Raw genomic sequence first — 11,273 nt, forward strand, 5'->3', positions numbered from 1 at the left:
TGCGGGGGAGGGAGTAACCGTCCAGCCAAGGACTTGATGCCATGCGCTTCGGGCTCGACGAGGATCAGGTCGCCATCCGGGAGATGGCCCAGAACTTCGCGCGCGAGCACATCGCGCCGCACGCCCTCGACTGGGACGCGCGCAAGCACTTCCCCGTCGAGACCCTTCGCGCGGCGGCAGCTCTCGGCATGGCCGCGATCACCATCCGCGAGGATGTCGGCGGATCGGCCCTGAGCCGCGTCGACGCCAGCCTGATCTTCGAGGCTCTGGGCGAAGGCTGCCCGACGGTGGCGGCCTTCCTCTCGATCCACAACCTGTCCTCCTGGATCATCGACGCCTTCGGCAGCGAGGCGCAGCGCCGGCGCTGGCTTCCGTCGCTGACGCGGATGGACAGGATCGCCAGCTATTGCCTGACCGAGGCAGGCTCGGGCTCGGATGCCGCGGCGCTCCGAACCCGCGCGGTTCGCGACGGCGACGCCTACGTGCTGACCGGCGAGAAGCAGTTCATCTCGGGCGCCGGCGCCAGCGACCTCTACCTCGTCATGGCCCGGACCGGAGGCGAGGGCGCGAAGGGCGTCTCGGCGATCGTCGTCGAGAAGGGCACGCCCGGCCTCTCCTTCGGCGCCGACGAGCGCAAGATGGGCTGGAACGCCCAGCCGACCCGCGCGGTGCGCTTCGACCAGTGCCGGGTGCCCGTCGAGAACCGGCTGGGCGACGAGGGCGACGGCTTCCGCTACGCCATGGCCGGGCTCGACGGCGGCCGCCTCAACATCGCCGCCTGCGCGCTGGGCGGCGCGCAATCGGCCCTCGACCGGACGCTCGCGTACATGGGCGACCGCCGCGCCTTCGGCCAGAAGCTCTCGGACTTCCAGGCGCTGCAGTTCCGGCTGGCCGACATGGCGACCGAGCTCGAGGTCGCCCGCGCGTTCCTGCGCCACGCGGCCGCCGCCCTCGACGCCAGGGCGCTGGAGGCGACCAAGCTCTGCGCCATGGCCAAGCGCCACGTGACGGACGCCGCGTTCCACGTCGCCAACGAGGCGCTGCAGCTCCACGGCGGCTACGGGTATCTCGCCGAGTACGGCATCGAGAAGATCGTCCGGGATCTGCGCGTCCACCAGATCCTGGAGGGCACCAACGAGATCATGCGGGTGATCATCGCCCGCGCGCTGCTCGGGGGGCGCTGATGCCCGACATCCTCGTCGAGCGCGTCGGCACGCTCGGGCGCATCCGCCTGAACCGGCCGAAGGCCTTGAACGCGCTGACCCACGGCATGGTCGGCGCGATCGATGCCGCCCTCGATCTTTTCGCCGCCGACGAAGGCGTCGCCGCGATCCTGCTCACCGGCGAGGGCGAGCGCGGCCTGTGCGCCGGCGGCGACCTGCGCTCGCTCTACGAGAGCGCGGGTTCAAGCTCCGCCGAGAACTTCTGGCGCGACGAGTATCGCCTCGATGCTCGGATCGCGCATTACGAAAAACCGTTCGTGGCGATCCTGGACGGGATCACCATGGGCGGCGGCGTCGGGCTGTCGGGCCATGCCGGCCACCGCGTCGTCACCGGGCGCTCCCGCATCGCCATGCCGGAGACCGGCATCGGCTACCTGCCCGACGTCGGCGGCACCTGGCTGCTGCCGCGCGCGCCCGGCGAGACCGGGACCTATCTCGGGCTGACCGGCGAGCCCATGGGCGCGGCCGACGCGATCTTCGCGGGGTTCGCCGACGCCTGCGTGCCCGCAGCGACGCTGCCCGCCCTGATCGATGCGCTCGCCGCCCTCGCCCCGGAGGCCGGCCACGCCACCGTCCGGGCGGCGATCGACGCGCGCGCCGTCACGCCGGGGCCGGCCCCGCTCGCCGCGGCGCAAGCCGTCATCGACCGCTGCTTCGCGCACGATCGCGTCGAGGACATCCTGGCCGCGCTCGCCGCCGAAGGCTCCGAATTCGCCGGGCGGACGCGCGCGACGCTGCTGGAGAAGTCGCCGTCAAGCCTCGTGCTGACGCTGCGCCTGCTGCGTCTCGGCCGCGCGGCGACGACGCTGGAGGCCTGCCTGGAGCGCGAGTTCCACGCGTCCCTCGCCCTGCTGGCGGAGGGGGATTTTCGCGAGGGCATCCGCGCGGCGGTGATCGACAAGGACAAGGCGCCGCGCTGGTCGCCGCCGACCCTCGACGCGGTCGACCCCGAACGGATCGCCGGCTGGCTCGCGCCGCGGGCGGCCCCGGTCTTTTCGGTGCCGGACGACGTCTTGTCCCCCCTGCTCCCTCATCCTGAGGCGCCCGCGCCAGCGGGCCTCGAAGGAGGGCTCCAGGGATCGCAGCGCGACCTAGATGTCTCCTTCGAGGCCTCCGCTTCGCTCCGGCACCTCAGGATGAGGGGGTAAATGGGAGCAAGCAACAAGGATCGGTCGTGCTCCACGCAGAGCGCCGCCGTGAGAGACATACGGGAGGAACCCATGACGACGCGGCCCCAGACCATCGCCTTCATCGGGCTCGGCAACATGGGCGGCCCGATGGCGGCCAACCTCGTCCGCGCCGGGCACGCGGTCCGCGGGTTCGACCTCGCCCCGGCCTCGCTGGAGGCGGCGCGGGCCGAGGGCGTCGCCGTCGCCGGCTCGGTGCTGGAGGCGGTCGAGGGCGCGTCCGCGGTGGTGACGATGCTGCCGGCCGGCCGGCACGTGGTCGAGGTCTGGTCGCAGGTCGCCGGAGCGGTCCCCGCCGGCACCCTGCTGATCGATTCCTCGACGGTCGACGTCGCGAGCGCCCGCCAGGCCCACGCCCTGGCCGAGGCGCGCTCCTGCCCCGCGATCGACGCGCCGGTCTCCGGCGGCACCGGGGGCGCCAAGGCCGGGACGCTGACCTTCATGGCCGGCGGCTCGGAACAGGCCTTCGCCGCCGCCGAGCCGATCCTGAAGCGGATGGGCCGGAGCGTGTTCCATTGCGGCGCGGCCGGCGCCGGCCAGGCCGCCAAGATCCGCAACAACATGATCCTCGGCATCTCGATGATCGGCGTGTGCGAGGCCTTCGCGCTCGGCGAGAAGCTCGGGCTCTCGCAGCAGGCCCTGTTCGACGTGGCCTCGGTCTCGTCCGGGCAGTGCTGGTCGCTCACCACCTATTGCCCGGTGCCGGGGCCGGTGCCGACCTCGCCCGCCAACACCGGCTACCGGCCGGGCTTCGCTGCCGCCCTGATGCTGAAGGACCTGCGCCTCGCGCAAGAAGCCGCCGGCACCGCCGGCGCCGCGACGCCCCTCGGCGCCGAGGCCGAGCGCCTCTATGCCCGGTTCGACGCGCAAGGCCACGGCGGGCAGGATTTCTCGGCGATCGTCCAGATGCTGCGCGGACCGCGCGAGGAGGTTTGACCATGCCGGAGAATCTGACCGGGGACGAGACGATCCTCATCGAGACGCGCGGGCGCGTCCGGCTCATCACCCTGAACCGGCCCAAGGCCTTGAACGCGATCAACGCGCAGCTCACCAGAGCGTTGATCGCGGCGGCGACCGCCGCCGATGCCGATCCGGGGATCGGCTGCATCGTGATCACCGGGTCGGCCAAGGCCTTCGCCGCCGGCGCCGACATCAAGGAGATGCAGGCGGCGACCTATGCCGAGATGTATGCCGGCGACCGCTTCGCCGACTGGGAGCGCTTCACGGCCCTGCGGACCCCGATCGTCGCGGCCGTGGCCGGCTTCGCGCTCGGCGGCGGCTGCGAGCTCGCGATGATGTGCGACCTGATCCTGGCCGCCGACACCGCGCAGTTCGGCCAGCCGGAGATCAAGCTCGGGGTGATGCCCGGCATCGGCGGCAGCCAGCGGCTGACCCGGTTCGTCGGCAAGGCCAAGGCGATGGAGATGTGCCTGACCGGCCGGATGATGGATGCGGCCGAGGCCGAGCGGGCCGGGCTGGTCTCGCGGGTCGTGCCCGCCGACGGGCTCGTCGCGGAGGCGATGCGGGTCGCCGAGACCATCGCCGGCATGTCCAAGCCGATCGCGATGATGACCAAGGAGGCGGTCAACCGCGCCTACGAGACCACGCTCACGGAAGGCGTGCGCTTCGAGCGGCGGGTGTTCCACGCGATGTTCGCCACCCAGGACCAGAAGGAGGGCATGGCCGCCTTCGTCGAGAAGCGCGCGCCGAAGTTCACGCACGGGTAGCGCCACTTCTCGCTACGGAGGCCGATCGTCTTCATGCATCGTCCCGGCCTCGAGCGAAACTAATCCGGCCCCGCCCCGTCATCCCGGGGCTGCGCAGCAGAGCCCGGAATGACGGGGCGGGGCCGGTGGGGGCCGATCGCGTTCCGCTCCGATGAGATGCCTTTCCGGAAAACCCTGTCCCTTTCCGATCGGGTGGGGGACTCACGCCCTCGACGGTGCGCGGTGCGGTCGCCCGGGCGGTCGAAGGGGGCTGCATGGTGCGTCGTTCCGGCTCAGGCGGCCTGGCCGCCGTAGGTCGCGAACGAGGACTCGACCTTGTCCGCGAGCGCTGGCTCGACCTCGGCCGAGACTTTGAGGCGCCCGGCGAGCTTCGGCTCGCCGTCGGTGTGGGTCTTCTCGACGCGGCCGTCCTCGATGTCGGCGCCCGCGGTCTCGGTGCCGGCGCTGTTCTCGTCCGAGACCGGCGCGATGGTCACGGCCTTGCGGTCGATCTTGTGCTCCTGGACGAGGTGCTCGACCGCCATCTCGGCGTCGCGGCGGGTCTCGAACGTGGCGGCGATGATCTTCGACATGGATCTGGCTCCGATGGCGGGGCGGTCCGGCCCGGCGGGGGTTCCGCCGTCAATCGCAGGCGCGGCGCTCCGTTCCGGATCGCCGCGCCTCGTGCGTCAGTACATCGGCGTGCCGCCGGTGACGGGCACCAGGGCGCCGGACATGTAGCTGCCCTCGCGGGACGCCAGCAGCACGTAGGCCGGGGCGAGCTCGGCCGGCTGCCCGGCGCGGCCGAGGGGCGTGTCGGCCCCGAGCTGCTCGATCTGCTCGGGGCTCTTCACGATCGGCTGGATCGGGGTCCACACGGGGCCGGGCGCGACGCAGTTCACCCGGATGCCCTTCGGCGCCAGCAGGTTCGACAGCCCGATCGTCAGGCTCGCGATCGCGCCCTTGGTGGCGGCGTAGATCAGCATCGTCTTGTCGGCGACCTTGGCCTGCTGGCTCGTCGAGTTCACGATCGCCGAGCCCGGCTTCATGTGCGGCACCGCCGCCTGGGCGAGGTAGTACATCGCGAAGACGTTGGCGCGGAACGAGCCCTCGAGGTCCTCCGCCGTCACGTCGTCGAGCCCTTCGTTGATCGTCTGCGCGGCCGCGTTGTTGACTAGCACGTCGAGGCGCCCGAACGCGGCCACCGTGCGGGCGACGAGGTCGCGGCAATGGGCCTCCTCGCGCAAGTCTCCCGGCAGCAGCAGGACGCGGCGCCCGGCCCGCTCGACCCAGCGCGCCGTCTCCTCGGCATCGGACTGCTCGACCGGCAGGTAGGAGATCGCCACGTCGGCGCCCTCGCGGGCGTAGGCGATCGCCACCGCGCGGCCGATCCCGGAATCACCGCCGGTGATCAGCGCGACCTGATCCGTCAGCAGCCCCTTGCCGACGTAGCTGTGCTCGCCGTGATCGGGGGCGGGGGTCATCCGCGACGACAATCCCGGCCGCTCCTGCTGCTGGTCGCCGGGGAAGGGGGGCCGGGCTCCGGCCTCGCGGGGATCGTCGGTCATGGTTGGCTGCTCCCGGTGTCGCTTCCCATCGAGATAGGGCGCGGCGCCGCGGACGCAGGCGCGACCCGATGACCGCGGCGCCGGCGATCCCGATCGAACGATCGCGGCGACGCCTCAGATCGCCAGGCCGAGCTGCAGCGGTTCCGCGGCGTCGCCGTGGTCGAGGGCCGAGAGCGAGACGCCGAGCAGCCGCACGCTGCGCCGGAGCGGGCGGAGGTCGCGCAGCAGGCCCAGGCTGATCGCCTCCAGGCTGGCGCGGTCGCCGACGGGGGAAGCCAGGGAGCGCGCCCGCGTGACCTGCGCGAAGTCGGAGAACTTCACCTTCAGCGTCACGGTCCGGCCGCGCAGACCCTTGGCGGCGCAGGCCGCCGCGACCTTGTCGAGGATCGGCGCGAGGCGCTCGGCGAGGATTTTGAGGTCGGCGCTGTCGTCGGAGAAGGTGTTCTCGGCACCGATCGACTTGCGGATGCGGTGCGCCCGCACCGGGCGCTCGTCGATGCCGCGGGCCACCCCGTGATAGTAGGGGGCGGCGCTGCCGAGGATGGCGGCCAGATCCTCCAGCGAGCGGGCCTTGAGGTCGCGGCCGGTATGGATGCCGAGGCGGCGCATCTTCGCCTCCGTCACCGGGCCGATGCCGTGGAAGCGGCCGATGGCGAGGTCCTCGACGAAGGCCGGACCCATCTCGGGGGTGATCACGAACAGCGCGTCGGGCTTGCGGTAGTCCGAGGCGACCTTGGCGAGGAACTTGTTGTACGAGACGCCGGCCGAGGCGACGAGTCCGGTGCGCGCGCGGATCGTGGTGCGGATCGCCCGGGCGACGGCGGTGGCGGTCGGCAGGCCCTGCAGGTTCTCGGTGACGTCGAGGTAGGCCTCGTCGAGGGAGAGCGGCTCGATCACCGGCGTGTGCTCGGAGAATACCGTCCGGATCTCCTCCGAGATGCCGCGGTAGACCTCGAAGCGCGGGCGCACGAACACCAGGTCTGGGCAGAGCCGGCGCGCCGTCACCGAGGGCATCGCCGAGCGCACCCCGAAGGCCCGCGCCTCGTAGCTCGCGGCGGCGACCACGCCGCGCTCGCGCGAGCCGCCGACCGCGACCGGCAGGCCGCGCAGGGCCGGGTCGTCGCGCTGCTCGACGGAGGCGTAGAACGCGTCCATGTCGATGTGGATAACTTTCCGCACCGAGGCGGTCACTGCGCTGTCCCGTTCCGCGAGACCGCCGCACCGCAGGGCGGCCGCCTCGATGTTCGATCTTTGTTCCGACTATCCATCACCACGGGGCGCGGTTCAACCCATCCGGGCGCGGCCGTCCACCGCCGAGCGCACGATCGGCGGCCGCGGCAAAGGCTTTGTTAACCGACCCGGACGATGGTCGCGCCATGGTCGTCCGTCGCCGCGTCAGAATGGTCGTTTTGCCTCTCAGCCTCTGGACCCTGTCCGGGCTGGTGGTCGGCTACTTTGTGTACCAGGCCGAGAACGGCAACCGGGGCCTGGAGGCCAAGCGCGCCCTCAAGATCCAGGCCTTCGGGCTCACCCGGGAGCTCGCGGCGGCCAAGGCCGAGCGGGCGACCTGGGAGCACCGCGTCGCGCTGCTGCGCAGCGAGCAGATCGACCGCGACCTGCTGGAGGAGCGCGCCCGGGTCGTCCTCGGCCGGGTGCACGCCAACGACGTGGTCGTCATCGACCCGTGAGCGGGTACCGCCTCCAGTCCCGCGCGCGCGTCCCGGCTTGAGCGCGGCCCGCATCCGCCGTCCCGAGGGGATCATGCCGATCGGGCGTGCGGATCGGGCATGCGGATCGGGTATGACAACCACAAACACCTGTCAGAGCGTCGGCCCTCGCATTCCCGGAGCGCGTGTCCTAAACCGGGAGGGAACAGACGCCAGCACGGGAGCACGCCGATGGATGCCGCGAAAGATGCGGGGCAGCCCAACCCTGCCGCGGAGACGCCGGAGGCCGTGGCGGCCGAGCACCAGCCCGCACCGAACGCGCCGCAATTCACCCGTGAGGAAGACCTCCACGCCTACCACCAGATGCTGCTGATCCGCCGCTTCGAGGAGAAGGCGGGGCAACTCTACGGAATGGGCCTGATCGGCGGGTTCTGCCACCTCTACATCGGCCAGGAGGCGGTCGTCGTCGGCATGCAGATGGCCTCGGTCGACGGCGACCAGGTCATCACCGGCTACCGCGACCACGGCCACATGCTCGCCTGCGGCATGGACCCGAAGGGGGTGATGGCCGAGCTCACCGGCCGCCGCGGCGGCTACAGCCGCGGCAAGGGCGGCTCGATGCACATGTTCAGCCGCGAGAAGCAGTTCTTCGGCGGGCACGGCATCGTCGGCGCGCAGGTCTCGCTCGGCACCGGCCTCGGCTTCGCCGACGCCTACCGCAAGAACGGCAAGGTCAGCCTGACCTACATGGGCGACGGCGCGGCCAACCAGGGCCAGGTCTACGAGAGCTTCAACATGGCGCAGCTGTGGAAGCTGCCCGTGGTCTACGTGATCGAGAACAACCGCTACGCCATGGGCACCTCGGTCGCCCGCGCCTCGGCGCAGACGGACTTCTCCCGCCGCGGCATCTCGTTCGGCATCCCCGGCGAGCAGGTCGACGGCATGGACGTGCGCACGGTCCGCGAGGCGGCGGGCCGGGCGATCGCGCATGCCCGCACCGGGGAGGGGCCCTACATCCTCGAGATGCAGACCTACCGCTATCGCGGCCACTCGATGTCCGACCCGGCGAAGTACCGCACGAAGGACGAAGTCTCGAAGATGCGCGACGAGCACGACCCGATCGAGATGGTGCGCAAGCGCCTGATCGAGCTGCACGGCGTCGCCGAGGCCGAGCTCAAGGCCACCGACGCCAAGGTCCGCGAGACCGTCAACGACGCCGCCGAGTTCGCGACGCACGATCCCGAGCCGGATTCGTCCGAGCTGTGGACCGACATCCTCCTGGAAGCGCGCGCCTGAGGGCGCGCCGCCGCCCCGCGACGATCCCCTGCCAGGCCGCCCCGCCCGCCTCACCGATCAGAGACCCTCCATGGCGACCGACATCCTGATGCCCGCCCTGTCTCCGACCATGGAGGAGGGCAAGCTCTCCAAATGGCTCAAGAAGGAGGGCGACGCGATCAAGTCCGGCGACGTGCTCGCCGAGATCGAGACCGACAAGGCGACCATGGAGGTCGAGGCGATCGACGAGGGCACGCTCGCCAAGATCCTGGTCGCCGAGGGCACCGAGGGCGTCGCCGTCAACACCCCGATCGCGATCATCGCGGGCGAGGGCGAGGACGTCGCGGCGGCCGCCGCCGGAGGGGCCTCGTCGAAGCCGAACGGTGCGGACACGGGCGGGCAGCCCGCCCCGACGCCGACGATGCAGGCCGAGGGCATGGCCTCCGGCCCGTCGGCCACCGCCAAGACCGGCGACGACAAGCCCGCGGCGCCGGCCGCGCCCGCCACCATCACCAACAAGGCCGCCGAGCCGGTGATGGAGGAGTTCCCGGCCGGCACCGAGATGGTGACGATGACCGTCCGCGAGGCGCTGCGCGACGCCATGGCCGAGGAGATGCGCCGGGACGAGGACGTCTTCGTGATGGGAGAGGAGGTCGCCGAGTACCAGGGCGCCTACAAGGTCACGCAGAACCTGCTGCAGGAATTCGGCGCCCGCCGCGTGGTCGACACCCCGATCACCGAGCACGGCTTCGCCGGCATCGGCGTCGGCGCGGCCCTGTCGGGCCTGAAGCCGATCGTCGAGTTCATGACCTTCAACTTCGCCATGCAGGCGATCGACCACATCATCAACTCGGCGGCCAAGACCCTGTACATGTCCGGCGGCCAGCTCGGCTGCCCGATCGTGTTCCGCGGCCCCAACGGCGCCGCCGCCCGCGTCGGCGCCCAGCACAGCCACGACTACGCCGCCTGGTACTCCAACGTGCCGGGCCTGAAGGTGATCGCCCCCTACACGGCGTCGGACGCCAAGGGCCTGCTCAAGGCCGCGATCCGCGACCCGAACCCGGTGATCTTCCTCGAGAACGAGATCCTGTACGGCCAGACCTTCCCGGTGCCGAAGCTCGACGACTTCGTGCTGCCGATCGGCAAGGCGCGGATCCACCGCACCGGCAAGGACGTGACCATCGTCTCCTTCGCCATCGGCATGACCTACGCCCTGAAGGCGGCGCAGATCCTGGCCGACCAGGGCATCGAGGCCGAGGTGATCGACCTGCGCACGATCCGGCCGATGGACACCGAGACCGTGCTCGCGTCGGTCAAGAAGACCGGCCGCTGCGTCACGGTGGAGGAGGGCTTCCCGCAATCGGGCATCGGCGCCGAGATCTCGGCCCGCCTGATGGTCGACGCGTTCGACTACCTCGACGCGCCGGTGCTGCGCGTCACCGGCAAGGACGTGCCGATGCCCTACGCCGCCAACCTCGAGAAGCTCGCCCTGCCCAACGTCGCCGAGGTCGTCGAGGCGGCCAAGGCCGTCTGCTACCGGTGAATGCGATCCGCCTTCGTGCCTGACCGGCGGGAACGGGGCCATCGATGGGTCATGACGTCGTATGAGTGAATCCTTCCAAGCCCTCGAGGTCCCCCCCGACGCCCTGGAGCAGGGCGGCATCGAGGTGCTGCGCGCGGCCGTGGTCGACGGGGCGGTGAGCGTGGCGTTGCGCCGGTCCTTCGACGACCCCGCCACGTGGGGCCGCCTGATGGTCGACCTCGCCCGGCAGGCCGCCCGCGCCTACGCCCTGGAGACCGACCTGTCGGAGGAGGAGGCGTTCGAGCGCATTCGCGCGGGGTGGGAGGCCGAGGGCCTCGATCCCGGCGGCCTGAACTGACGGGATTCTGGCCATGGCCGAACCCGCGCTCCGGCACGCCACCTACGCCGACCTCGAAGCGGTCCCCGATCACCTCGTCGCCGAGATCATCGACGGGGCGCTGGAGACGCATCCGCGACCGCGGCCGCGGCATGCGATGGCGGCGTTGGATCTCGGCTCCGTTCTGGGCCCCCCTTTCCGGCACGGACGCGGCGGACCGGGCGGCTGGATCTTCATGATCGAACCCGAGCTCCATCTCGGAGCGCAGGTCGTGGTGCCCGATCTCGCCGGCTGGCGCCGCGAGCGGCTGCCGGCCGAGCCGGAGACCGCCTTCGTCGAGACGCCGCCGGACTGGGTCTGCGAGATCCTGTCGCCGTCCACGGTGCGTCTCGACCGCGGCCCGAAGCGGCGCATCTACGCGGAGGCCGGCGTCGGGCACCTCTGGCTGCTCGATCCCGCCGACGGCGTGCTGGAGGCCTTCGCGCTGACCGCGTCCCGATGGCTGCTGCTCGGGACGGTGACGCGCCGCGAGACCGTGGCCCTGCCGCCTTTCGACGCCGTCCCGTTTCCGCTGGACGACCTGTTTCCCTTCGCCGATCCCCGCGCCGAACCCGACGCCCCCTCCCTGCCCTCGGACGAGACCTGAACCATGCCCGTCAACGTCCTGATGCCCGCCCTCTCGCCGACCATGGAGAAGGGCAACCTCGCCAAGTGGCTCAAGAAGGAGGGCGACGCGATCAAGTCCGGCGACGTGCTCGCCGAGATCGAGACCGACAAGGCGACCATGG

General features: G+C 71.4%; 13 protein-coding genes. 10 read left to right on the plus strand and 3 right to left on the minus strand.

The window, feature by feature from the left end; all coding sequences use genetic code 11:
- Positions 1-41 precede the first annotated feature (41 nt).
- The 4 genes from MKK68_RS28990 (at position 42) to MKK68_RS29005 (ending at position 4,137) form a co-directional block, all read left to right on the plus strand.
- Complete coding sequence (locus MKK68_RS28990; protein ID WP_244033678.1) at positions 42-1,184, plus strand: acyl-CoA dehydrogenase family protein; 1,143 nt, start codon at positions 42-44, stop codon at positions 1,182-1,184.
- Entirely contained in the window at positions 1,184-2,371 is a 1,188-nt protein-coding gene (locus tag MKK68_RS28995) for an enoyl-CoA hydratase/isomerase family protein (protein ID WP_244033679.1), read from the plus strand. The genes MKK68_RS28990 and MKK68_RS28995 overlap by 1 nt, the downstream gene beginning before the upstream one ends.
- 72 nt (positions 2,372-2,443) lie before the next feature.
- Entirely contained in the window at positions 2,444-3,346 is a 903-nt protein-coding gene (gene mmsB, locus MKK68_RS29000; RefSeq protein ID WP_244033680.1) for a 3-hydroxyisobutyrate dehydrogenase, read from the plus strand.
- Between the two features lie 2 nt (positions 3,347-3,348).
- Positions 3,349-4,137 carry an enoyl-CoA hydratase gene (locus MKK68_RS29005; protein WP_147728087.1) on the plus strand — a complete coding sequence of 263 codons (789 nt, stop codon included), beginning with the start codon at positions 3,349-3,351 and terminating at the stop codon, positions 4,135-4,137.
- Between the two features lie 272 nt (positions 4,138-4,409).
- On the opposite strand, the gene MKK68_RS29010 is transcribed toward MKK68_RS29005, so the two are convergent.
- The 3 genes from MKK68_RS29010 to dinB all read right to left on the minus strand — a co-directional run bounded on the left by MKK68_RS29010 (position 4,410) and on the right by dinB (position 6,839).
- Entirely contained in the window at positions 4,410-4,709 is a 300-nt protein-coding gene (locus tag MKK68_RS29010) for a hypothetical protein (RefSeq protein WP_147727705.1), read from the minus strand.
- A 96-nt stretch (positions 4,710-4,805) separates the two neighbouring features.
- Entirely contained in the window at positions 4,806-5,684 is an 879-nt protein-coding gene (locus MKK68_RS29015) for an SDR family oxidoreductase (protein WP_147727704.1), read from the minus strand.
- A 114-nt stretch (positions 5,685-5,798) separates the two neighbouring features.
- Positions 5,799-6,839, minus strand: coding sequence for a DNA polymerase IV (gene dinB, locus MKK68_RS29020; protein WP_244033682.1), 1,041 nt, complete (start codon positions 6,837-6,839; stop codon positions 5,799-5,801).
- A 221-nt stretch (positions 6,840-7,060) separates the two neighbouring features.
- On the opposite strand from dinB, the gene MKK68_RS29025 reads away from it, so the two are divergent.
- From MKK68_RS29025 to MKK68_RS29050, 6 genes are all read left to right on the plus strand, one after another.
- Positions 7,061-7,372: an FtsB family cell division protein gene (locus tag MKK68_RS29025; protein WP_147728758.1), complete on the plus strand. Its 312-nt coding sequence runs from the start codon at positions 7,061-7,063 to the stop codon at positions 7,370-7,372.
- A 210-nt stretch (positions 7,373-7,582) separates the two neighbouring features.
- Complete coding sequence (pdhA, locus tag MKK68_RS29030; protein ID WP_244033681.1) at positions 7,583-8,647, plus strand: pyruvate dehydrogenase (acetyl-transferring) E1 component subunit alpha; 1,065 nt, start codon at positions 7,583-7,585, stop codon at positions 8,645-8,647.
- A 70-nt stretch (positions 8,648-8,717) separates the two neighbouring features.
- Complete coding sequence (locus MKK68_RS29035) at positions 8,718-10,169, plus strand: pyruvate dehydrogenase complex E1 component subunit beta (RefSeq protein ID WP_243948819.1); 1,452 nt, start codon at positions 8,718-8,720, stop codon at positions 10,167-10,169.
- Between the two features lie 61 nt (positions 10,170-10,230).
- Entirely contained in the window at positions 10,231-10,506 is a 276-nt protein-coding gene (locus MKK68_RS29040) for a DUF5076 domain-containing protein (protein ID WP_147844303.1), read from the plus strand.
- A 13-nt stretch (positions 10,507-10,519) separates the two neighbouring features.
- A complete protein-coding gene (locus tag MKK68_RS29045; RefSeq protein WP_147728754.1) occupies positions 10,520-11,131 on the plus strand; it encodes a Uma2 family endonuclease in 612 nt (203 codons plus the stop codon).
- Between the two features lie 3 nt (positions 11,132-11,134).
- Positions 11,135-11,273, plus strand: a 139-nt coding sequence (locus tag MKK68_RS29050; protein ID WP_313899252.1) for a biotin/lipoyl-containing protein, incomplete at its 3' end; no start/stop codon positions are given.

The organism is Methylobacterium sp. E-016, assembly GCF_022829745.1.
Lineage (GTDB): Bacteria > Pseudomonadota > Alphaproteobacteria > Rhizobiales > Beijerinckiaceae > Methylobacterium.